The sequence below is a fragment of the Chryseobacterium sp. Leaf394 genome (assembly GCF_001424105.1).
Classification (GTDB): Bacteria; Bacteroidota; Bacteroidia; order Flavobacteriales; family Weeksellaceae; genus Chryseobacterium.
Map to the genome: position 1 here is coordinate 682,955 of NZ_LMQH01000011.1, position 23,234 is coordinate 706,188.

A 23,234-nucleotide genomic window follows, 5' to 3' on the forward strand; every position below is an offset into this window, starting at 1 on the left:
GTTCATTAGATTTTATCGTTTTTTGAGATTTATATACCTACTTATCAATATGCACTCAATTTATTAAATATCGAAGAATGCTAAACAATTTTACATTCAATTACAAGATTTTGTCATAAACAATTTTGTATTCAGATAATTTTCTTTAAAATAAGCTCATTTAGTAATAATAAAATAGTCGGAATGTAAACATTCCGACTATTTATTTAAAATGAGACCTGCTTTTTATTGGATTATTTTTTTTTAAAAACAATTTTATAGGTATAAGAAGCAAAATCAATACATAGTAATATCAAAATCAATATATATGATGCCATCGCCAAAAAATTATTTTGACGCAAAATAGCTTCATATTGTGAGATAAGAAATAACGCGATTGCAATTTTATATAATACCAATATGTTTTTTTCCATTTTATTAGCTCTCCATATTTAGCCAGTAGTAAAAGCTTTGTATAGATACTGAAAAAGCAGAAAGTAAAGACTCCTTTTCAATATCAGTTAAATTTGAATTTGATACCTGATTAACATAATATTCAGTAATATTATTATAGTCTTCAAAATTTTGTGATTTTTTTGTTGCATCGAAGTATAATGACAATATATCATGGCAGTTTGCATTAATCAAACCATTATCCTTATAAGCTTTTAAAAGTGCCTGCACGTCATAATTAGAATTCTTATATTCAGCAGAAATTGTTTTTATTAGCTCAGCTCCTTTTTTAAAATCAGGTGAATTGTATATTTTTTGGAAATCACTTGAATTTAAATTAGGTATATTACTATTTGCCCAATCTAATTCATTGATGTTATTTCCATCCATATAAATTGCTTGTAATCCGGCGTTGTGGAAAACTCCCACGTTTTCCAAATGGTCAAACTCTCTCGGGAAATCATAAATCACAGATGCACCTTCCGGATTAGTATTATTAAATGTTCCTCTGCAATGACCGCCAGTACTACAATAAGCAGCATACGATCCACCGACTGCACCTATAACAGCTGCACCACCGGAAACCACAGCCCATCCTGCACCAGCAGTTGCAGCACCGACAGCACCAGCTACGCCTTGAGCAACCCATACCATTCCTGCAGCGCCACCAGCATCACCTGAAGCAACAGCAGCTACTTGTCCTACAATTTGCCACCATTTCTTTTTACTTGTTGGGTCCTGATTGATATTCGTGCTTTTAAAATTATTATTGTAATTTTTCAAAAGCAATTTCAAATCACTTGTACTTATTTTGTTAGTGGAAACATTTTCTGTTGTTACAACATTTTCATCACTGGTACAGCTGCTAAAATTAAGCAGAACAGCTAATCCTAGAATTTTAATTGAAGTTTTATACATGTTATTTTTTTGTGCCTCAAAACTATTACAGAAAAATTAATTCACAAAATTAATACTTATTTGATTTTAATATTTTTTTTTGCACAAAGATATTTTTTTTTAAAAAGCAAGCTTTTTCGTAGAAGTAATAAAAATTCTATAATATTAAGAGCCTGTTTAAATTTTATTCAATAAATTTTTATGGCAGATAATTTGACCATATTTTCTGAATTTACCATTAGCAGTTCATAATTCCTGCACAATCTTCGGTCGTTATCAAACCATGAAAAAGTCCGTTCAATAATCCATCGTTTATTATTTCCAACTTATTATTTGTACTTCGTTTGGAATTGATTGAATCTGTATATCTTAATTTAAATTCTAAACTATCGTTTTTTGAGACTGTATCAAAACGTAAATTTATTACTTCTCAGAATTAGTTATTTAATCACTCATAATTTTTGCATATTTTTTTAAACTTATAAAAATTAATTAATTATTATATAGTTTTATTACAAATCCAATACACATTTTACAAGTTACAATAAAAAAACATCGCTTATTTAAAGATAATTTTCTACTTTTATTGAATTATTAATTAACACAATAATAACCATGAAAAAATATTTATTGTCGGAAGCCTTATTTGGTTTTCATGGCGTTTTGCAACAGTAAGCAACTTGCCACGGCTACTTACGAAGCAGGAAAATCTCCAGCTGTGGTAAACTTCGAAAAGGCTATAAGAGCCTTGGGAATTCTGAAAACAAAGAACCTTCAGAAGAAAAAATACAAACAGGGAATTCTTCTGAGTTGAACAACAGGGAGATGAGATCTTCTTATTCCATCTGCTGTGGGGCTTATAAAATCTACAGGCGCAAAAGAGAGTAAGATTACAAAAGAAACACAGGTAGATCGGGACAAAATTTTAGTCTAGGCTATAATAATATATAATGAAAAACTATCCAATATCAATAATAACCTTCTAAACCAATAGTCATGAAAAAGATAGCACTGTGTAAATTAGGGCTAGCTTTTGGCTCTTCTTTATTTGCACAGGACAGTAGTGGAAGCCTTCATATTGTTAATAGATTAGATTTATATTAAACACTGAACACTGTAGGTGTAAATAATTGTGACAGTTACAAAAGTGATGCTTCTTCAGCATTTATAGCACAAGGACATGAGGTGGTTTGTGTCAAGTATAGTGGTATGAAAACCAATTCAGCGTTTATTCCTTACCCAAATACTTTTGATGAATGAACAAATATTACTATAAATTCAGTTTATATCCCATTGGATGAATATGATACTCAAGTTATGGATACAGTTCGGGATCGTATTGACATTAAGTTAAATGATGCAAGTAATTATAGTGTGACATCACTTTTAACTGGCTCTGTTGGTTTTGTATCTTCATGCATATCAAGTAACGCATCTGTTGTCACTGGATTTGGCATTTTAAATGGTAATAATTATGATTTTAAAGCGTAAGCTTTCACTGTGGATGGTGATTATTGGATAATCGTAAAATAGAACAAATGAAAAATCTTAAATATTTGGTTTTGTTTGTGTCTGTACTCTGTACTGCCCAAACTTTTAACTATCAAAGAGATTGGGGCTCGTATTTGGGCGGGGTAAACGGAAAGATGGGCAGATTGTTTGAAGCTAATACTACTTTAGTTTTAGACGGAGTTGTAAAAACGGCTAATTTTTCTCCTGTTCCTTCTGCCGGTTATTATGACCAGTTTGTTACCCCCAATGAACAAGGTTTTCAGTTTGGGGTTAATAATTATAACACTAATTTCTATGTTTCAAAGATGTCAGCTGATGGTATGGCAGTACAGTCATTTGGATACCGCAGTACCCCTGTGATCCATATGGATAAAGATGGGAATTATTTTAAAATTGTCAATAGCGGCACACCTACGGCAGGAGCTTGGTTGTCTGCAGGTGTAGAAACAGGTATGGCTCCTTTTCACAACCAACTGTTAGAGAAATATGATTCCAATAATAATTTACTATGGAGAACTTATATCCCATACGCAAACAATGATTTTGAGTATGTGGATATTGATGGTGATTGCCTGACTACGGACGCAACTGGAAATATATATATAAAAGGATATACCCAATGGCAAAATTTGGGAGATGCAGGTACGGCATACCCCAACTACTCTGTTTATTTAAATGGTTTTGTGGTAAAGCTCAATACTCTTGGGCAAAAAATATGGGCGACATATGTTCCAGGCGCTGGAGTAAATGCCAGCGGAAGGTTTTGTGTATTTGGTAATGATTTGTATTTTGCAACGCGATACAACATTAACAGTTCATCAATAACTGCAACACCTGGTGCTTTTCAAACATCACCGGCTGCCAATGCGATTTTAAACCTTAATGCTACTACCGGTGCACTGCAATGGTCTACCTTTTATGCTTCCCCAAATGAAAATGGGAATTCATCTATCCAGTCAATTGCAGCACAGGAAGATGGACTCTATGTTCTAGGATGGATAAATCCTTTTAATTTTAATGCTTACGGATATTACGCAAGCTCAGGGGCTTACCAAATGCAACAACCAGGGGATTCAGACTGGTATCTTGCTAAATTCGGAACGCAGGGACAAAGAATTTGGGGTACATATTATGGTTCTCCCGATGATGATGGTGATAGTGGCAGAGGTCATTTAGATGTAAAAAACGGTAAAATATTATTAACACATCTTCAGTCCGGCGATACCAATATGGCAACTCCGGGAGCGTATTTAAGTACAAAACCACAAAATAATGGTAATAATGATATTGTATTCTCTATGTTTAATACTGATGGTAACCGTCTTTTTACCTCTTATTATGGAGCATATATTGCAAATGCGGGTGGTCAAGCTGTAGAAGTTCGTGGGCAGTTTTCAAATACCTCAGATGCTTTTTATCTTTACGGTCACACCACATCCCAAAACGGTTTTACACAGAATGAAATACAAAGCAGTATTATTACCCCGTCTTCATCAACATTTACTTATTCTCCGTATACAAGTTACCTTGCCAAGTTTGTGGTCAGTCCGCTGCTTTCTGCTCAAGAAGTTGCCAAGAAAAATGATGTGCAACTTTTCGACAACCCAAATAACGGTGCTTTTTCTATAAAAGGAAGTATTCTTGCTAAAGAGCAATGTAGTTTAAGTATTTACGATGCTTTAGGACGAATGTTGACAAATAAAATGATGGATAAGGCAGAAATGCAACAATTTAATTTAAGCCAAATACTTTCTGCGGGAAGCTATATTCTTACGGTAAAAAATAGTAAAAAAGAAGTAGTAAAGACATTTAAAATGATCGTGAACTGATTTCGATTCTCTTGCATTATCCGTTTTACATTTTAAACGAATCGTTGTAAACATTAATTTTTTTAATAACCCTAAAAAAAATATATAAATATTTTAAGAATATTTTTCCTCTCTAAAAATCGGTACGTTTATTTCTATTTAGTTTGAAATATTCTCGATTTTTTTAAAATTTTCTCATCATTATATCTGAAAATTTTATAAATTTGTGATATCTACAAAACGTTATAAAATTACATAAATTTTAAGGGACGAATTAGGGATTGAAAATTATTCAAGTAACTGAAAACCTTATTAATAGGTGATCGGATGAAATGCTCACAGTCCCGTCCGGATCGCAAAACCTGTTTCATCTTGAGACAGGTTTTTTTTATGGAGTACCGGTTCGATCCCGGTCCTGGGTACGAATGGATCAGTCTCAAAATTTGGGGACTAAGCAAAAGTTTTGACAATCTAAAGAGGAAGAATGTTCTGTCGCGAACGCCCCGAAGCTGTAATCTGAAGTTTTTAATTTTTGCATTGAATGATTCTGTTTAACATTGCTACTTTAGCTTTCAAAATAATTGAGAATATCGTTTAACTAGATTCAGAATGTTTTCATGAGGACAGAAAATGATTTAAAGCCAGATTCTTCCACCTTCTTAAACCAGTGCGCCAATTAATCATAGCTAAAGGTTATTGGATCATTTAATTGTAAATTTTTCTCAATCCATCTGCTAAATCGTAAGTTTTTTTCCAAGTCGGGATAGTGCGAAATTAAGATTTCTGTTCTCTGTTTTTGGTTTGGAGTTCATTTTTTCCGGCATTTGTAGAGCAAATATCGGCTTCTTGTTAGGAGTTGCTTTCAAGTATCTCCCGTTTTCGAAAACTTAAATTTCGGGTTTTTGTTTCTTTAATTTAGATTCTGCCAGCAAACATTTTCTAATTCAATGGCTTCCCAACAGTATTTTATTCTGATCTCCTGCGATGCTTCTGTAGCGAGTTTCTGAACATGAACCAAGCAGAGCGTTATACGAATAGCTTTAAAAAAATAAAAGAATGAGTAAACCGATCCACAACCTCGGTTGCATTTGGGAAATGTTTTTTGACGATTACTTTCGTAAAACCTGCCATTTCGACGATGATTCCTTTTATATTTAGTCTTAATTTTCTGTCGGTTTTAAGAGGTTTTTCAATCACCGTTTCGCTCTTTGTTCCCTGGACAGCCTGTCAATAGCCTTGTAGGAAATGGTTATTGTATTGTTTATTTTTTTATAAGAACTTCGAACGATTATTCCCGATATATGCGTTTGATGTGCAGTTTCACAGATTTTCCGCACAAGTGATTATTTACGGTAAAATCTTTTCGTATGCACCATAAATGAGGTGAATTCTTTGTGAAAGAATATTTTTTTCCTTCAGAATAAAAATGAATAATAATGTTATCTTCTTCAAGTTTCAAGACCTCGAAATATTCGATTAAAAACTACGATAACAGTAATTTCCATAATTCCCATACATTCTGAGATCCCACATAAATTGCGATTTTCTTTTTCGCCATTAGTTTTAATCTTAATCCGAGACTTTCGCTATACAGATTTTTATCAGACCTTTTGAAAAGCAAGCTATCTTTCTCTTTCATTATTTCTGACCAAATCAATCAGTAATAATGGTATGCTAATCCGTAATATATATAATCAAAAGACATATTAGTTTCACGATATTTGTATACAGTCAAATTCCAGACGTACATCAATCATATATCTCAACCTCAAAAAATATAAAATGGCCATAACTACATTAAAGATTAATAAAAAAGACTATACGGTAGATGCCGACGAAAACATGCCGCTTCTCTGGGCAATTCGGGATCTCGCTGGCCTTACAGGTACAAAATTCGGATGTGGAGTAGCACAGTGTGGTGCCTGCGTGATTCACTTAGATGGTGAAGCGGTAAGATCCTGTGTAACGAAAGTCAAGCGTGCAGAAGGGAAGAGTATCACCACAATAGAAGGACTGTCTGCAAATAACGATCATCCTGTACAAAAGGCTTGGCAGGAAATTGATGTTCCTCAGTGCGGTTATTGTCATTCCGGTCAGATTATGTCCGCTGTAGTTCTCTTAAGAGAAAATCCAAATCCAACTGATGTAGATATCGATAATGCGATGTCAGGAAATATTTGCCGTTGCGGAACTTATCCAAGGATCCGTCATGCAATTAAAATCGCCGCCGAACTTCAACGTGAGAAAGGAAAATAGTAAAAGATTTTTTAATTAATCGAATTCCCACCGAAGAAAAATATATAGAAAGATGAATATGTTAAAAAATAGAATACCGGCAATAATCTTAGTGGTCCTTCTCTGTTCTGTTGGGATCTATGCTTATACCTCGCAGAGAGTGCATAGGCCTATTGCAACATCGCAAGTAGAAAAGAAGGTATTTTCTGCTAAAAAAGACAGCGTAGCATCTGTAAAAGCATTCGAAAAAGTGTATGCTGTATTGATGAGTCCGCGCTGCATGAACTGTCACCCGAGTGGTGATATTCCATTGCAGGGAGACGACAGCCATATCCATACCATGCAGCCTAAACGTGGCGTTGACGGAAAAGGTCTTTATGCGATGAAGTGTACCAACTGTCATCAGCCGGAAAATACTCCCGGACCTCATACGCCACCGGGAAATCCTAACTGGCATCTGCCACCTGCCAATATGAAGATGGTGTTTCAGGGTAAAACCGCCCATCAGCTTGCAAAACAACTCATCGATCCTAAACAGAATGGCAATAAGGATATAAAAAAACTCATTGAGCATGCCGACGATGGTCTTGTACTCGCAGGCTGGAAGCCAGCAGAAGGTTTGAAACTTCCTCCAATGAGTCATGCAGAATTTAAAAAAGCCTGGATTACATGGCTTGAAACCGGAGCTTACGCACCTCAACCTAATTAAATTAAATCGATATGTCATTAGATAAAGAAATATCAAGAAAAAGTTTTCTGAAAATTGCCAGTTTGGGTGGTATAGGTTTGTGCCTCGGTCTCTTTGCGGCTGATTCAAAAACGCATATTTTGACGGATGAGGAGATTGAAGCTGCTATTCAGTCGGTTGAGCTCAATGCCTGGGTCATCATTGATACCAACGGTAAAATCACTTTTGTTGATCACCGTGCCGAAATGGGACAAGGGTCTTTTCACAGTGTTCCGCAGATTCTTGCAGAAGAACTGGAGGTCAATTTAAATGACATCCATGTGATCTTCGGAAAAGGTGATAAAAAATACGGCAATCAGGTTACGGGAGGTAGTTCTACCATCCGCTCCAATTATAAAAATTTCCTGAAAATAACCGCAACAGCCCGCGAAATGCTGATCGCAGCGGCAGCGGTAAAATGGTCTGCAGATCACAGTGATTGCTATGCGGAAAACGGGCACGTGATTCACCGTCCGTCAGGCAAAAAAGCACATTACGGAGAGCTTGTTTTGGAAGCATCTAAAATGCCTGTTCCTAAAGATGTGAAACTTAAAAAACGTTCAGATTACAAAGTGATTGGTAAGCCTTCAAGACGTATCGACACAAAATCTAAAACTAATGGAAGTGTAACTTTCGGTCTTGATAAAAGAATTCCGGGAATGCTTTACGCAGCGGTGGAAAGAAACCCAAGACTCAGAGGTAAGGTTAAAAGCTTCGATGATACAGAAGCGCTGAAAGTTCCCGGTGTCAAGAAAGTTCTCAAGATTAAAATGCTCGTATTTAAAACGTATCGTGAAGGAGTAGCAGTTGTTGCTGACAATACGTATGCTGCATTACAGGGCAAAAAAGCATTAAAGGTAGTTTGGGATGACTCTGGATTTGAGCACATCAATACTGCTGATATTTATAAAAGACAGGAAGAAAATGTACGGACCAAAGAAGGTTTATCTTTTAAAAAACAGGGTGATCCGGACAAAATTTTGGCAACTGCCGGAAAAAAAATTGACGTGATGTACCAAACTCCTTATCAGTCACATTACGCAATGGAGCCTCTCAACTGTATCGCACATCATCAGGGAGATAAGTTAGAAATCTGGGGACCGATTCAGGCACCCGATTGGGTGCAGGATGCACTGAGTGAAGAACTTGGACTGAAACGGGAAAATGTAATTGTAAACATGACCTTTTTGGGAGGTGGTTTTGGCAGAAAAGCTTTTATGGATTACCCCCACGAAGCAGCCGTTATTTCAAAAGAGATCAACGCGCCGGTGCAGGTCGTGTGGACGAGAGAAGATGATTCTACACAGGGACCTTACCGTCCCGGTATTACCTACAGATGTGAAGGCGTAGTAAAAAACGGAAAAATTGAAGCTTTAAAGTTCAGAATGTCAGGACAGAACAATGATCACTGGCGCGAAGAATCGGCAAAAACGCAGGCAAACCGAAGCACCAGCGAAGGTTTTCTGGAGCCGTATTTTGAGAATATTAAAAATGTAAGTTTTGCAGAAGTGCCTTTTGAAATCCCGATTCCAAGTATGTGGTGGCGGTCTGTTTATGCATCAACCAATGGTTTTGCCTATGAAAGCTTTTTGGATGAATTATCGCATGAAGCAGGAAAAGATCCGCTGGCATTCAGAAGAGAATATTTAGATGACCGTACGCATAAACTTATTGATAAACTGGAAGAAGTTTCCGGCTGGAAGAAACGTAAAAAGAATGAAGGTTTTGGCGTTGCCATTACAGAATGTTTCGCATCTACGGTGGGACATGTGGTCAAAGTTTCCAAAAATCCTGGCGGCGGCGTAAAAATAGATAAAGTCTGGGCGGTAATAGATTGCGGCTGGTATGTCAATCCTGATATTATTAAAGCTCAGGTGGAAGGTTCTATTGTAATGGGATTGGGTGCCGCAGCATTTCATGAAATTACTTTCAAAGACGGAAAAACCGAACAGAAGAATTTTTATGCTTACCCAATGCCAAGAATTAATGATATTCCGCCCATTGAAGTTTTCGTGATTGATAATGATGAAGATGCAGGCGGAGTGGGTGAACCGGGATTACCGCCTTTGGCTCCTGCATTAACCAACGCAATCTTTGATCTTACCGGAAAAAGAATTCGTAAATTGCCATTTGATTTAAATAAAGTTTAAACTGATCATTATTTAAACTTGATATAACAACTGTTTGATTTAATTCCAATGACAGAAATCGGAAATATTATAACATCCTACAACAGGGCACACGCTGCAGGAAAAAAAACAGCGCTGGCAACGGTCGTGAAAGTGGAAGGATCTTCCTACAGACAGCCAGGCGCCAGAATGTTGGTGACCGAAGACGGAATCCTGACCGGTGCCATCAGCGGAGGATGTCTGGAGGGTGATGCATTGAGAAAGGCTTTACTAGCCATCAATCAGAAACAGAATAAACTGATCACTTACGATACGAGTGATGATAGTATTCTGGAGTTCAGCGTACAGCTCGGCTGCAATGGAATTGTGCATATTTTATTTGAATATATTGATTCTGACAATCCTCATAATCCATTGGAGTTGCTTAAAAAAGTTGAAGAAAACCGCACTGAATCAGTCATTGCAACGTTGTTTTCTTTGGAAAGAAACGCAAAACAAATCGGAATAGTGAATGTGTTTCAGGAAAACCAGAGTTTTTTTGATGACCATTATTCTTTAGAGGATGAAAGTTTAAATACTTTAAAAAATAAATTTTCACAAATCAGAAATATTCCGGTCGAAAACGAAGAGCAGAGCGCATTGTTTCAATATATTGCTCCCCCCGTTTCGCTGGTGATTGCCGGCGCCGGAAATGACGTTCAGCCTGTCGTGAAGATGGCTGATATCTTAGGCTGGGAAGTGACTGTCGTTGAGGGAAGAGTGACTCACGCTACTCAAAAGCGTTTTCCTGAAGCAAAAAATGTTTTGGTTGTAAAACCTGAGGAATTGATACAGAATATAGTGATCGATGACAGAACTTATTTTGTTCTGATGACCCACAATTATAAATATGACCTTGAAGTTTTAAAGCTGGTTTTAAAAACAAACTGTCCGTACATTGGAATATTGGGGCCAAAAACGAAACTGCAGAGAATGTTTGATGACCTTCATGCGGATGGAATTATTCTCACAGACGGAGATTATCAGCGTATCTACGGCCCGATTGGTCTGGATATTGGTGCAGAAACGTCGGAAGAAATTGCTTTGTCTGTCATTTCAGAAATTAAAGCAGTGATTGAGGACAGGAAAGGGACTTCTCTTCGCTATAAAATTGATAAAATTCACGGCCAGCCAGCAGCAAAACATACATAAAACATGATTACAGATACTTTCGGAAGAGTGCATGATTATCTGAGGATTTCCCTTACGGATAATTGCAACCTGCGTTGTTTTTACTGCATGCCGGAAGAAAAATATGCCTTTGCTCCCGCCGCAAAACTGATGCAGGTGGATGAAATTGAAACCATCGCTAAACTTTTCGTAGAACATGGAGTGAAGAAAATCAGACTGACAGGTGGCGAACCTTTGGTTAGAAAAGACGCTCCGAAAATCTTAAAATCATTGGGCAGATTAGATACCGAACTTGCAATTACGACTAATGGAATTCGTGTTGATGAAATGTTAAACGAATTGCTGGTAGCCAATATCAAAGCCATCAACATCAGCCTCGATACTCTTCAGCCTGAAAAATTTTTAAAAATTACAAGACGCGATCTGTTTCACCGCGTCAGAAATAATATCAATTTACTCCTGAAGCACAACATTCGGGTAAAAATCAATGTTGTCGTTATGAAAGGTTTAAATGATGATGAGATTCTTGATTTTATTGCTTTGACGAAACACAATAATATCGAAGTTCGGTTCATTGAGTTTATGCCTTTCAGCGGAAATCAGTGGACAAGCAATCAGGTATTTACGCTACATGAAATTTTAGTGAAAGTAAGTTCGAAATATGATGTTATTCCGGTTGAACCTGAACCTAATGATACCTCGAGCCGATATATCATTGATGGTCATACTGGATCATTCGCCGTAATCAGCACAATGAGCCAGCCTTTTTGTGATACCTGCAACCGGATGAGGCTGACAGCCGATGGAAAATTAAAAAACTGTCTGTTCAGTAAGGATGAAACCGATTTACTGGGAGCGTTACGAAATGGTCAGGATATTTTACCGTTAATTCAGCATACCATGAAAGCTAAGGCTAAGGCTTTGGGCGGACAGTTCAGCGGTGTATTTGAAAATATCGATGCATCAAAATTAGAAAACAGAAGTATGATTACAATCGGCGGTTAATGGAAACAGGAATACTGATTTTAGCGGCAGGAAATTCCTCAAGACTGGGAAAGCCAAAACAGTTGTTGGATTTTAAAGGAAAAAGTCTCCTGCGACATGTTGCTGAAGAATCACTCAAAATAACAAAATCTGTTGTGGTTGTTACAGGATCAAGTTCAATTGAAATCTCAAAAGAAATTGATGACCTTGAACTTATGGTTACAGAAAATAAAACGTGGAACGAAGGAATGGGCTCCTCAATCCACATCGGATTTGATCAGCTTTTAAATTCATTTCCAGCCATTGAAAACTGCATTGTTTCAGTTTGCGATCAGCCTTTTATCGAAGCATCGGTTTTTTCTGAATTAATTCAAATGCAGCAAGATTCACAAAAAGGAATTGTTGCTTCAAAATATGCTGACACTTTGGGAACTCCGGTTTTATTTACTAAAAAATACTTTACAGATCTTTCAAAACTTTCCGGAAAGGAAGGTGCGAAAAAACTTCTCCAGAAATTTAAAGACGATATCGCTGAAATCAATTTTGAAAAAGGCGCCATAGACATCGATACCCAAAACGATTACAAACAACTGATTCAATGAAAATGATTTCCGTCAACGAAGCCAAACAAATCATCCTGCAGTCTGCATTAATAAAAAAAAGCAGTGTCGTTCCGCTTTTAGAAGCTTTTGGATTGGTGACTTCCGAAGATATAATTGCTTCAAACGACATTCCCAATTTTGCACAGTCGTCGATGGATGGTTATGCCTTTAAATTTTCAGATAAAGATCAGGCACTTTCCGTTATTGGTGAAATGGCTGCAGGTGCATCGAAACAATTGGCAATCGGTGAGAACGAAGCTACCAGAATTTTTACCGGAGCGCCTCTGCCTGAAAATGCAGATACTGTGGTGATGCAGGAAAAAATTAGTTTCGAAAATGAAAGGCTGATTATCGAAGATGAAAATTTATCAGAAGGACTCAACGTCCGTCCGAAAGGTGCCGAAGTAAAGAAAGGTGAGGTCGCCATGACAGAAGGAACCTATCTTTCTGCAGCTGCCATCGGATTTCTTGCCGGTATCGGTTGTGCAGAGATTTCGGTTTATACGCCTCCAAAAGTGGCCATTATTCTTACCGGAAACGAACTTCAGGATCCCGGAAATCCATTGGAATTCGGTCAGGTCTACGAAGCCAATTCTTTTCAGTTGAAAGCAGTTTTAAATCAAACTGGAATTAAAAATATTGAAGTCTTCAGAGCCGAAGACGATCCGAAGGAACTGCACAAAGTACTTGAAAGCGCAATCGAAAACAATGATGTTGTTTTGCTGAACGGCGGTGTGAGTGTGGGAGATTATGATTTTGTCACTGAGGTGGCCAATACCTGTGGTGTAGAAGAAAAGTTTCATAAAATCAAACAGAAACCCGGCAAACCGCTTTTCTTCGGAACAAAAGAAGACAAATTGGTTTTCGGGTTACCCGGAAATCCATCTTCATCGTTAACCTGTTTTTACGAATATGTTTTACCGGCACTCGAAAAATTGATGGGACTGCCATCAAGTGTTAACGAGATTAAAGCAAACGTAACTCATCATTATCCTAAACCTGCAGGATTGACGCATTTTCTCAAAGCATTTTACAGCGATGGAAAAGTAACTCCGCTTCACGCTCAGGAATCTTTCCGCCTGCATTCTTTTGCACAGGCAAACTGCTTTATTGTTCTGCCTGAAGAATCATTGGGATGCGAAGAAAATGAAGAAGTTACGGTGCATATTTTACCAAAATAATTTAAATAAAAACAAATCCTAACGCATCACGCCTATGTCTGTAGAAATATTTTATGTTATTCTTTTTTTCGTTGCCTTTTTGTATGCCGCAGTTGGTCACGGTGGTGCGAGCGGATATTTGGCACTCATGGCTTTATATGGCGTGGCTCCGGAAGAAATGAAACCGACCGCTTTAGTGCTTAATCTTTTTGTTTCCTTAACATCTTTCATTCAGTATTACCGTGGCGGATATTTTTCCAAAAAACTTTTTATTCCGATAGCCGCAGCCTCAATTCCCTTGGCATTTATTGGGGGAATGATTACTGTGGAAGAAAATATTTACAAACGGATTTTAGGAATTTTACTTTTATTTCCGGTGATCCGCTTTTTCTTTTTTAAAAATGTAGACGACAGCGAACTGAAACCTCACAACACGACAATTGCAGTCGTAACAGGCGGAATAGTAGGTTTGATTTCAGGAATGATTGGCATCGGTGGAGGAATCATTCTTTCTCCGATTTTACTTTTGTTGCACTGGACGAATCAGAAACAGACCGCAGCGATCAGCGCAGCTTTTATCTTCGTCAATTCTGTAGCAGGACTTGGAGGCATGGTCACACAGGGAATTTCTTTTACCGGTGATATGATGATGTACATTATTGTTGCTTTCACAGGAGGTTTACTGGGCGCTTATTTAGGATCAAAAAAATTCAATCAGAATGTTTTAAAGTATGTCTTGGCGACCGTTTTGCTCATGGCATCGTATAAATTATTACTCACAAAAGCTTAACCATGAAGATTCTTTCAATTCTTATTTTATTTTTCAGTTTGACACTCAATGCTCAGGTTGCCAAATCGATTTCTGTATCCGGAGATATTTCCAGGCCGATAACAATTAGTTTTAATGATTTGAAAAACTACCAAAAACATTCGGTTGACAGTTTAGCTATTTATAATCACAAAATGGATTACAAAAGCACTCTAAAAAAATTTAACGGTGTTCTGCTTAAAGATGCTCTGTCGAAAGTGGAGTTTAAAACCGATTCTCCAAAGCTTTTAAGTGAGTTTTATTTAGTGTGCATAGCCGATGACGGTTATAAAGCAGTCTTTTCTTGGAATGAAATTTTCAACAGCGGAAATGGAGATCTGGCGCTCATCGTTACAGAGCTAAATGGATCTGATGCTTCTAAATTAAAAGAAAACATCATGCTGGTAACTCCTACAGATAAAGCAACAGGAAGAAGATATGTAAAGAATCTGTCGAAAATTGTAATTCAACAGGTAAAATAAGTATGGAAATAAAAGTCATCTCATTTGGACAGATTGCAGAAATTACGGGAAAAGAATTCATGGTGGAAGCAGCAGATTTAGATTCGTTGAAGTTGTTTTTAATTCAAAAATTTCCCGAACTTTCAGACAGGAAATTGGCTTTTGCGGTCAATAAAAAGTTGGTGCAGGAAAATATCATCTTAAATCAAAATGATGTAGTGGCTTTGATGCCGCCTTATTCGGGAGGATAATATGGAAAATTACAATGAAAGATACGCCCGGCATTACGCTCTGTCTGACTTCGGTTTTGAAGGTCAGCAAAAACTTCTGCAGGCAAAAGTTCTTGTTATCGGGGCAGGTGGTTTAGGCTGTCCGGTTCTCCAGTATCTTGCTGCTGCAGGCGTTGGAACTTTAGGAATTGCTGATCATGACCGCATTTCACTGAGCAATCTTCAGCGACAGACACTCTATTCCACCGATGACGTTGCTAAAATGAAAACTGATGTTGCTTCTTTAAAATTAAAACTTCTAAATCCCGAAATAAACATTAAACCTTACCAGCTTGAGCTGACTTCAGAAAATGTCTGGGAAATTATTTCAGAGTATAAGATCATCGTAGACTGTACCGATAATTTTGCCACGCGGTATCTGATCAATGATGCCTGTGTACTTTTAGATAAGCCTTTGATTTTCGGGGCGATTTATAAATATGAAGGTCAGGTGGCTGTTTTAAATTTAAATTTAAAAAATAACAAAGCCGTCAACTACAGACATCTTTTTCCAGATCCTCCAAAGCCAGACGAAGTGCAGAATTGCAATGAAGTCGGTGTTTTGGGTGTGCTTTCAGGAATGATCGGAATGATGCAGGCGAACGAAGTGATCAAATTAATTACAGGTGTTGGTGAAGTTTTAGATGGCAGATTATTGACTTTTAATATGCTCAGTTATGAAACTTTCATTGTGGATATTTCAAATGAAAATTCAGCCATAAATTTAATTCCTGAGAATAGAAAAACTTTTGAAGAAACCAATTATAATTTTCTTTGCGGTGTTTTTGAAATGAATATTGAGGATTTAAGTTCTGAAGATTTTATTCAACAAACCTTCAATGAAAACACACTGACCATTGATGTAAGGGAATTCGATGAACAGCCGAAAGCAGATTTTAAACATATTCAGATTCCTCTTTCTGAATTAAAAAGCAGAGTATCGGAAATTGAGAAAGACAACATTCTTATATTCTGCCAAAGCGGAAAAAGAAGTCTGAAAGCCGCCGGGATTTTACTGGAACATTTCGGAAATCAGAAAAAAGTAAGCCATCTCAAAGGTGGAATCACAGCATTACAGGAAAGAAAAAATGAGTAGAGCAGTTAAAAATATATTTACAGAAGGAGCGATCAGTCCGCTTTTTATTTCTGAAAGCATTGCAAAACATGCGACGAAAAAAGACATTGGGGCACACAGTATTTTTCTGGGTCAGATCAGAGAAGATGTGGTTGACGGCAAAACTGTAGCAGCAATTGAATATACAGCCTACGAGGAAATGGTCTTGGAGAAAATGCACGAAATCAGAGAAGATATTTTTTTGAAATATGATCTGACCTGCATGCACGTTCATCATAGTTTGGGAACCGTTAGTGCAGGAGAAATCTGTCTCTTTGTTTTTACTTCTTCAAAGCATAGAATTGCAGCAATGGAAGCCTGTAATGAATTGGTTGAACGCATCAAATCAGAGCTTCAGATTTGGGGCAGAGAAATTTTTAACGACGAATCCCACCAGTGGAAAGTAAATAAATAATATGGTTGACATTACACACAAATCATTCACGCTGCGGAAGGCCATTGCGACGGCAACAGTAAAAACTTCTTCCGCAGAAACCATTTTGGCAATCGAAAACCGCACCGTTCCGAAAGGAGATATTTTTGAATTTTCGCGGGCGTCGGCATTATTTGCGGTCAAAAAAACGAGTGATGTCATTCCCGATTGTCATCCTTTGCCCGTTGAATTTACATCGGTTACTTTCAAAATAGAAGATTTGTCGGTGATTATTTCCGTGGAAGTGCACACTATTTATAAAACCGGAGTAGAAGTGGAGGCAATGCACGGCGCATCAGTAGCCGCACTGGTGATGTACGATATGCTGAAACCGATTGACAAACACGTAGAAATTCAGAACATCCGTCTGTTGGAAAAAAAAGGCGGTAAATCTGACAGCAATCAATTTATAAATTCTAATATCAAAGCGGCTGTGATCGTTTGCTCAGACTCAGCATTCCGTGGCGGGAAAGAAGATACTTCAGGAAAAGCAATTTGTGATGCCTTAGAAAAATATCAGATCACAGATGTCAACTATCAGATTATTGAAGATGATTTTAGTACCATCCAATCCACTTTGATTAATTATAAAGAAAATATTTTTGATTTGGTCATTTTCACTGGCGGAACAGGACTTTCAGCCAGAGATGTCACTCCCGAAGCAGTTGCTCCACTAATCGACCGCGACATTCCTGGCATTATGGAAACGGCGAGAAGTTACGGTCAGCAAAGAATAAAAACCGCGATGCTTTCCAGAGGAGTAGCAGGATTTTCAGGTAAGACGCTGGTGCTATCGTTGCCAGGTTCCAAAAAAGCGGTTGAAGAATCTATGGAAGCACTTTTCCCACAGGTTCTTCATGTTTTTCAGTTGAATAATAATCAGATTCATTAAATCTCATTTAATTTTAATAAAAATTCGGTCTTAAGTACATCGATTATAAATTAGCTTTAATACTACCACATGAGCCATTATGCAGACATAACGGTTCTTTTTTTGTAATACGTTCACTATACCAAAGCTCAAATTTATGTCAAATAGTGAAAAACAATCCATTACGCTTAATGTGAATGGTGAAAATCATCATCTGGAAACTCTGCCCTGGGTTTCCCTTCTCGATGCTCTTCGGGAAAGAATTCATCTTACCGGAACAAAAAAAGGCTGTGACCACGGACAGTGTGGCGCTTGTACCGTTTTAGTCGACGGGAAACGTGTTTTAAGCTGTCTCAGTCTCGCTGTTATGAAGGAAGGCACAGAAATAAAAACTATCGAAGGAATTGCAGAAAACGGAAAATTACATCCCATCCAACAGGCTTTTATTGATCATGATGCCTTTCAGTGCGGGTACTGTACTCCGGGACAAATCTGCAGTGCGGTTGGATTGCTTAATGAAAATAAAGCCGAAACACGTGAAGAAGTTCAGGATCTGATGAGCGGAAATCTCTGCCGATGTGGTGCCAACAGAGGAATTATTAATGCTGTCATGTCAGTAAAACAAACGATGTCTCATGAATAATTTTGCCTATAAAAAAGCCACTGACGTTGAAAATGCAGTTTCTTTCATCAACGGTCATGATGGCAATAAAATCATTGCCGGCGGTACCAATATTGTAGATCTGATGAAATATTTCGTCATTCAGGCAGATACTTTAGTTGACATCAACCAAATTTCCGGACTGAGTGATATAAAGGAGATTCCGGATGGAGGAATTAGGATCGGTGCGCTACTTACCAATGCGGAAACTGCATATCATCCGATTATCGAACAGCAATATCCACTTTTGTCAAAAGCAATTTTAGCAGGAGCGTCGGCACAGATAAGAAATATGGCGACCAATGGTGGTAATTTACTGCAAAGAACAAGATGCTATTATTTTTACGATATCAATACTCCGTGCAATAAGCGTGAACCTGGCTCCGGATGTTCTGCGATTACAGGTTACAACAGAATTCATGCAATTTTAGGGCACAGCGACAACTGTATCGCTGTCTTTCCTTCAGATATGTGTGTAGCGCTTGCTGCTTTGGATGCGGTGGTTCACATTTCAGGACCTGAGGGAGAACGTACATTGGAATTTGCAGATTTCCATAGACTTCCTGGCGATACACCAGAGTTTGATAACAATCTTAAAAATGGCGAACTCATTACAGGAATTGAGCTTCCCGAAAAAGGCTTTGCTGAAAATTATTCTTATTTAAAATTAAGAGACAGAGCTTCGTATTCTTTCGCTTTGGTTTCCGTTGCGACAGGTTTAACCTTGGAAAACGGGAAAATTAAAGAAGCCAGAATTGCTTTGGGCGGTGTTGCTCATAAGCCCTGGCGTGTAAAAGAAGCAGAAGATTTTTTGGTTGACAGAGAAGCGACAAGAGAAAATTTTTCTGTTGCAGCCGATATAATTTTGAATGGTGCAGTTGGTTTTGAACATAACAGTTTTAAAATTGATCTTGCTAAAAAAGCAATTGTAAGAAACTGCATGATGGCATTAGACCCAAAATCACAGCGTCCCGGCGCAAAACCTTCTTTATAAGAATCACTTTCAAATACAATTATTTATGGAAAATACACCATCTGTCGGAAAACCAATTAGCCGTCTCGAAGGTCATTTAAAAGTAACCGGAAGTGCAAAATACGCCGGAGAATATCAGGCTGATGATTTACTGTACGGTTATGTAGTCAACAGTACTGTCACAAAAGGTAAAATCAAGTCAATCGATACTTCGGAAGTGAAAAAAATAGCCGGCGTGATTGAAGTGTTCACCCATGAAAACAAACCTTCAACGGCCTGGTTCGATTTTCAGTATGCAGATATGGATGCGCCTCCCGGAACTGTTTTTAAACCACTTAAAGATAATGATATCAGATACAACGGTCAGCCGATTGCGCTGGTGGTTGCAGATACTTTTGAACTCGCCAGATATGCCGCCACGAAACTCGACATCGTCTACGAACAGGAAGATTTTGAAACCGATTTAAAAACCAATCTCGAAAAATCCCGTGATCCTAAAAAAGGACTGGCTTCAATGCTCAAACCGCCACCTCCAAAACCGACCGGTGATTTTGATAAGGAATATGAAAATTCATTCATTAAAACAGACAGTCATTTCACTCATGGCACAGAGCACCACAACCCGATGGAGATGTATGCGTCGACTGTTATTTATGAAGGAAAAGATAAATTAAAAATTTATGATAAGACACAGGGAACGATCAATTCCCAGATGTACGTGGCAAATGTTTTCGGACTGAAAATGAAAAATGTTCAGGTCATTGCCCCTTTTGTGGGTGGTGGTTTCGGTTCAGGTCTCCGTCCTCAACATCAGCTTTTCATGGCTGTGATGGCATCTTTAGCTTTAAAAAGAAACGTCCGTGTCACTTTGGATCGCGCACAGATGTACATGATTGGGCACAGACCACCGACTTTGCAGCAGACAAAATTCGGAGCAGATAAAGATGGAAAAGTCAATGCTATTTACCACAAAGCTACCGGCGAAACTTCAAGATTTGAAGATTATGTCGAAATTGTAGTCAATTGGGCAAATATGCTGTATCCCGCTGAAAATACTTTACTGGAACACGAAATAGTCCCGTTGGATGTTTACAGTCCATTGGATATGAGAGCGCCGGGCGGAAGTACCGGAATGCACGCCATAGAGGTCACCATGGATGAAATTGCTTACCAGTTAAATATTGATCCTGTGGAATTGAGACTGATCAATTACTCAGAAACCGACAAGAGCAGCGATAAAGAATTTTCGAGCAAAGAACTGAGAAACTGCTATCTGCAGGGAGCCGAAAAATTTGGCTGGAACCAGAGAAATCCTGAACCGAGAAGCATGAAGCGTGGGAACAAATTGGTTGGATATGGAATGGCCACAGGTATGTGGGATGCCAACAGACTTTTGGGTCGTGCAGAAGCCATTATGACACCCGACGGAAAGGTTGAAATTAAAAGTGCGGTTACCGATATCGGAACAGGAACTTTAACCATTATGACCCAAATCGCAGCAGATGAACTTGGACTTCCAATTGAAGATATAACGTTCTCCCATGCAGACAGTAAAATGCCTTTCGCACCGATTCAGGGTGGATCTTTTACAACGGCAACAGTTGGTCCTGCAGTACAGAATGCCTGTCAGGCTCTGAATGAAAAACTATTTAAGCTCGCCAGAAAACTAAAAGATTCAGTTTTAAGCGATGCTAAATTTAAAGAAGTTCAGTTCAGAGATGGATGGATCAGTTTAAAGAATAATGCTGAAATTAAAATCAGTGTCAAGGATGTTTTAGCTTCCAATGAGGGAAAGTCAGTGAAAACAACCAATTCTGCGATGCCCAACCCGCTGACGTACGGTAAAAAAGCAAGAGCGGTTCACAGTGCTGTTTTTGTGGAGGTGGAAGTGGATGAAGAACTTGGAATAATTGAAGTAAAAAGAGCAGTAACGGCAGTCGCAGCCGGAAAAATTATCAATCCCAAAACAGCAGAAAGTCAGGTTTTGGGCGGAATGATCTGGGGAATCAGCAAGGCTTTGCACGAAGAAACGATTCTCGACCATCAGTTTGGAAAATATATGAATGCAAACTTAGGCGAATACCATATTCCTGTGCATGCAGATATTCATGATCTTGAAGTTTTGTTTGTGGAAGAAAATGATCAGTTTGTGAATGATCTCGGGGTAAAAGGAGTAGGAGAAATTGGTGGAGTAGGAATGCCACCCGCGATTACCAATGCTATTTTTCATGCTACAGGAAAAAGGATTTACGATTTACCGATTCATTTTGACAGACTTCTGTAAATCAACTTTATATAAAAAATTCAATCCCACTGCAACCGGTGGGATTTTTTATGCTCTTAACTGATGAACCAGTTCGCTTACTTTTTTAATCGCAAAATCGATTTCTTCTGAAGTTGTAAATCTTCCCAGACTGAAACGGATTGAGCTTAAAGCATTTTCGTCCGATAATCCAAGTGCTTTCAAAACATGGGATGGCTTCGAGGTAACCGATGAACAGGCCGATCCGCTGGAAACTGAAATATTTCCCAGTGCGATAATCAACTGCTCAGACCACACGCCCGGAAAACAAATGTTTGTCGTATTGTAGATTCGGTTCTTTACCGAACCATTCACAAAACTTCCTTCAATTTTTAATAATTCTGTTTCAAGGTAATCACGAAGTTGGACAATTCTCGTTTCATCATTTTGCATTTCAGATTTTGCAATTTCACAGGCTTTTCCAAGACCGATAATCCCAGGCACATTTAAAGTTCCGCTTCTCAGATTTCTCTGCTGTCCACCACCATGAATCTGTCCGGAAAGTTTAATTCTTGCTTTGTTTGAAACGTACAACGCACCAATTCCTTTCGGACCATAAAATTTATGTGCGGAAATGGTCAGCATGTCTATTCCTAAATCTTCAGCATTAATATCCATTTTCCCAATGGCCTGAGTCGTGTCACACAGTAACAGAGCACAGTTTGCATGTGCTATTTCTGAAATTGTTTTGATATCGTAAACCGTACCTGTTTCATTATTAGACATCATCACAATCACAAGAAGTGTTTCTTCGTTAACGGAATTTTTGAGATTTTCAATGTTGATACTTCCATCAGACTCAACATCAAGATAATCCACATGAAATCCCTGAGTTTCCATATATTCACAGGTATCCAGAACAGCCTTATGCTCTGTTTCAAAAGTGACTATTTTCTTTTTGGATGAATGGGAAAGTCCTTTTATGGCTAAATTTAAAGCTTCCGTTGCGCCTGATGTGAAAATAATTTCATTCTCCTTTGCACCGATCAAATCCGCAATTTGCCATGCCGCATTTTCCACTGCATCTTTTACAGAAAGTCCTTCGATGTGCGAACTATTGGCATTGGCGTAAACTTCTGTAAAGTAGGGAAGCATCGCCTCGAGAACTCTTGGATCGGTCTTTGTGGTGGCGTTGTTGTCTAAATATATAAAATCCATGGATTAAAATATGAAAAATAGAGTTTGTCTGTTGGCAATCTTAGAAAATTTCAGCGTCCTCTCTAAATTTTAAAAATTATATTGTAAAAGAATCTGAATTTTATTTCAAAGATAGAACATATTACTGAACACATTAAATTTTTGAAACTGCATTTTAAGATCTTGTTCTTGAAATTGAACATTTATATATCCTCAGGTATTGTGAGTGAATGCGAAATTTTTCAAAGCTTACATATGCTATAAAAGTGCCTCCAAAGAAATATGAATATCAGCACGAAATATTTATTGCCATTGCCTAAATCAGGAAACGTAAGATAAACATTTTAAATAATCTTATTTTTTTTCAATACTGTTTTATTGTGAAGCCATTTTTAATTTGCTTTTAAAAAAATGAAGGGACAGTAAATGTTCCGTTTTGGAACGAAATTGCATTTTGTCTGAGGCATAACCGCTCAACTGTGAGTTTTCTCTCAATTTTAAAAATGAGGTAGGATTAAAGAAGATTCGAAATAATTAGATTTTTATAAA

The 23,234-nt window shown here is 37.8% G+C and carries 20 protein-coding genes; 18 read left to right on the plus strand and 2 right to left on the minus strand.

All coding sequences use genetic code 11. From position 1 onward, the window contains the following. Window positions 1-417: 417 nt before the first annotated feature. Window positions 418-1,350 carry a hypothetical protein gene (locus ASG21_RS07600; protein WP_056077817.1) on the minus strand — a complete coding sequence of 311 codons (933 nt, stop codon included), beginning with the start codon at window positions 1,348-1,350 and terminating at the stop codon, window positions 418-420. 634 nt (window positions 1,351-1,984) lie between these two features. Between ASG21_RS07600 and ASG21_RS20210 the strand changes: the two genes are divergently transcribed. The 18 genes from ASG21_RS20210 (at window position 1,985) to ASG21_RS07685 (ending at window position 21,530) form a co-directional block, all read left to right on the plus strand. Then, window positions 1,985-2,143 (plus strand): hypothetical protein, encoded by a 159-nt coding sequence (locus tag ASG21_RS20210; protein ID WP_157844520.1) that lies wholly within the window; start codon window positions 1,985-1,987, stop codon window positions 2,141-2,143. A gap of 724 nt (window positions 2,144-2,867) precedes the next feature. Further along, entirely contained in the window at window positions 2,868-4,670 is a 1,803-nt protein-coding gene (locus ASG21_RS07605; protein ID WP_056077818.1) for a T9SS type A sorting domain-containing protein, read from the plus strand. A gap of 1,767 nt (window positions 4,671-6,437) precedes the next feature. Beyond that, window positions 6,438-6,905 (plus strand): (2Fe-2S)-binding protein, encoded by a 468-nt coding sequence (locus tag ASG21_RS07610; protein ID WP_347230682.1) that lies wholly within the window; start codon window positions 6,438-6,440, stop codon window positions 6,903-6,905. A 58-nt stretch (window positions 6,906-6,963) separates the two neighbouring features. After that, complete coding sequence (locus ASG21_RS07615; RefSeq protein ID WP_241773472.1) at window positions 6,964-7,593, plus strand: cytochrome c; 630 nt, start codon at window positions 6,964-6,966, stop codon at window positions 7,591-7,593. 11 nt (window positions 7,594-7,604) lie between these two features. Beyond that, on the plus strand, window positions 7,605-9,761 hold the full coding sequence (locus ASG21_RS07620; protein WP_056077824.1) for a molybdopterin cofactor-binding domain-containing protein: 2,157 nt from the start codon (window positions 7,605-7,607) through the stop codon (window positions 9,759-9,761). Window positions 9,762-9,809: 48 nt separating this feature from the next. Then, window positions 9,810-10,931 (plus strand): XdhC/CoxI family protein, encoded by a 1,122-nt coding sequence (locus ASG21_RS07625; protein ID WP_056077827.1) that lies wholly within the window; start codon window positions 9,810-9,812, stop codon window positions 10,929-10,931. A gap of 3 nt (window positions 10,932-10,934) precedes the next feature. Next, a complete protein-coding gene (gene moaA / locus ASG21_RS07630; protein ID WP_056077829.1) occupies window positions 10,935-11,915 on the plus strand; it encodes a GTP 3',8-cyclase MoaA in 981 nt (326 codons plus the stop codon). Next, a complete protein-coding gene (locus ASG21_RS07635; protein ID WP_056077832.1) occupies window positions 11,915-12,496 on the plus strand; it encodes a nucleotidyltransferase family protein in 582 nt (193 codons plus the stop codon). The genes moaA and ASG21_RS07635 overlap by 1 nt, the downstream gene beginning before the upstream one ends. Next, on the plus strand, window positions 12,493-13,677 hold the full coding sequence (gene glp, locus ASG21_RS07640; RefSeq protein WP_241773473.1) for a gephyrin-like molybdotransferase Glp: 1,185 nt from the start codon (window positions 12,493-12,495) through the stop codon (window positions 13,675-13,677). The genes ASG21_RS07635 and glp overlap by 4 nt, the downstream gene beginning before the upstream one ends. A gap of 34 nt (window positions 13,678-13,711) precedes the next feature. Beyond that, window positions 13,712-14,446: a sulfite exporter TauE/SafE family protein gene (locus ASG21_RS07645; RefSeq protein WP_056077834.1), complete on the plus strand. Its 735-nt coding sequence runs from the start codon at window positions 13,712-13,714 to the stop codon at window positions 14,444-14,446. Window positions 14,447-14,448: 2 nt separating this feature from the next. Continuing rightward, window positions 14,449-14,946 carry a molybdopterin-binding protein gene (locus tag ASG21_RS07650; RefSeq protein ID WP_056077837.1) on the plus strand — a complete coding sequence of 166 codons (498 nt, stop codon included), beginning with the start codon at window positions 14,449-14,451 and terminating at the stop codon, window positions 14,944-14,946. Between the two features lie 2 nt (window positions 14,947-14,948). Next, on the plus strand, window positions 14,949-15,176 hold the full coding sequence (locus tag ASG21_RS07655; protein ID WP_056077840.1) for a MoaD/ThiS family protein: 228 nt from the start codon (window positions 14,949-14,951) through the stop codon (window positions 15,174-15,176). Between the two features lies 1 nt (window position 15,177). Further along, on the plus strand, window positions 15,178-16,290 hold the full coding sequence (locus ASG21_RS07660; protein ID WP_056077842.1) for a HesA/MoeB/ThiF family protein: 1,113 nt from the start codon (window positions 15,178-15,180) through the stop codon (window positions 16,288-16,290). After that, window positions 16,283-16,723: a molybdenum cofactor biosynthesis protein MoaE gene (locus ASG21_RS07665; protein WP_056077845.1), complete on the plus strand. Its 441-nt coding sequence runs from the start codon at window positions 16,283-16,285 to the stop codon at window positions 16,721-16,723. Before ASG21_RS07660 ends, ASG21_RS07665 begins: the two co-directional genes overlap by 8 nt. A gap of 1 nt (window position 16,724) precedes the next feature. Beyond that, complete coding sequence (moaCB, locus tag ASG21_RS07670; RefSeq protein ID WP_056077849.1) at window positions 16,725-17,633, plus strand: bifunctional molybdenum cofactor biosynthesis protein MoaC/MoaB; 909 nt, start codon at window positions 16,725-16,727, stop codon at window positions 17,631-17,633. A gap of 136 nt (window positions 17,634-17,769) precedes the next feature. Then, the gene (locus ASG21_RS07675; protein WP_056077852.1) at window positions 17,770-18,255 is read left to right on the plus strand and encodes a (2Fe-2S)-binding protein; all 486 of its coding nucleotides are present in this window, start codon (window positions 17,770-17,772) and stop codon (window positions 18,253-18,255) included. Then, a complete protein-coding gene (locus ASG21_RS07680) occupies window positions 18,248-19,267 on the plus strand; it encodes a xanthine dehydrogenase family protein subunit M (protein ID WP_056077854.1) in 1,020 nt (339 codons plus the stop codon). Before ASG21_RS07675 ends, ASG21_RS07680 begins: the two co-directional genes overlap by 8 nt. A gap of 25 nt (window positions 19,268-19,292) precedes the next feature. Continuing rightward, window positions 19,293-21,530 (plus strand): xanthine dehydrogenase family protein molybdopterin-binding subunit, encoded by a 2,238-nt coding sequence (locus ASG21_RS07685; RefSeq protein ID WP_056077856.1) that lies wholly within the window; start codon window positions 19,293-19,295, stop codon window positions 21,528-21,530. Between the two features lie 48 nt (window positions 21,531-21,578). Here ASG21_RS07685 and ASG21_RS07690 read toward each other — a convergent pair whose 3' ends face one another. Continuing rightward, a complete protein-coding gene (locus ASG21_RS07690; protein WP_056077859.1) occupies window positions 21,579-22,706 on the minus strand; it encodes a cysteine desulfurase family protein in 1,128 nt (375 codons plus the stop codon). Window positions 22,707-23,234: the final 528 nt, after the last annotated feature.

Coding starts and splice junctions, on each gene's coding strand:
- ASG21_RS07625 (WP_056077827.1), top strand. CDS start 9,810: ATGACAGAAATCGGAAATATTATAACATCCTACAACAGGGCACACGCT.
- ASG21_RS07685 (WP_056077856.1), top strand. CDS start 19,293: ATGGAAAATACACCATCTGTCGGAAAACCAATTAGCCGTCTCGAAGGT.
- ASG21_RS07620 (WP_056077824.1), top strand. CDS start 7,605: ATGTCATTAGATAAAGAAATATCAAGAAAAAGTTTTCTGAAAATTGCC.
- ASG21_RS07655 (WP_056077840.1), top strand. CDS start 14,949: ATGGAAATAAAAGTCATCTCATTTGGACAGATTGCAGAAATTACGGGA.
- ASG21_RS07600 (WP_056077817.1), bottom strand. CDS start 1,350: ATGTATAAAACTTCAATTAAAATTCTAGGATTAGCTGTTCTGCTTAAT.
- moaCB (WP_056077849.1), top strand. CDS start 16,725: ATGGTTGACATTACACACAAATCATTCACGCTGCGGAAGGCCATTGCG.
- ASG21_RS07615 (WP_241773472.1), top strand. CDS start 6,964: ATGTTAAAAAATAGAATACCGGCAATAATCTTAGTGGTCCTTCTCTGT.
- ASG21_RS07605 (WP_056077818.1), top strand. CDS start 2,868: ATGAAAAATCTTAAATATTTGGTTTTGTTTGTGTCTGTACTCTGTACT.
- moaA (WP_056077829.1), top strand. CDS start 10,935: ATGATTACAGATACTTTCGGAAGAGTGCATGATTATCTGAGGATTTCC.
- glp (WP_241773473.1), top strand. CDS start 12,493: ATGAAAATGATTTCCGTCAACGAAGCCAAACAAATCATCCTGCAGTCT.
- ASG21_RS07690 (WP_056077859.1), bottom strand. CDS start 22,706: ATGGATTTTATATATTTAGACAACAACGCCACCACAAAGACCGATCCA.
- ASG21_RS20210 (WP_157844520.1), top strand. CDS start 1,985: ATGGCGTTTTGCAACAGTAAGCAACTTGCCACGGCTACTTACGAAGCA.
- ASG21_RS07680 (WP_056077854.1), top strand. CDS start 18,248: ATGAATAATTTTGCCTATAAAAAAGCCACTGACGTTGAAAATGCAGTT.
- ASG21_RS07645 (WP_056077834.1), top strand. CDS start 13,712: ATGTCTGTAGAAATATTTTATGTTATTCTTTTTTTCGTTGCCTTTTTG.
- ASG21_RS07675 (WP_056077852.1), top strand. CDS start 17,770: ATGTCAAATAGTGAAAAACAATCCATTACGCTTAATGTGAATGGTGAA.
- ASG21_RS07665 (WP_056077845.1), top strand. CDS start 16,283: ATGAGTAGAGCAGTTAAAAATATATTTACAGAAGGAGCGATCAGTCCG.
- ASG21_RS07660 (WP_056077842.1), top strand. CDS start 15,178: ATGGAAAATTACAATGAAAGATACGCCCGGCATTACGCTCTGTCTGAC.
- ASG21_RS07635 (WP_056077832.1), top strand. CDS start 11,915: ATGGAAACAGGAATACTGATTTTAGCGGCAGGAAATTCCTCAAGACTG.
- ASG21_RS07650 (WP_056077837.1), top strand. CDS start 14,449: ATGAAGATTCTTTCAATTCTTATTTTATTTTTCAGTTTGACACTCAAT.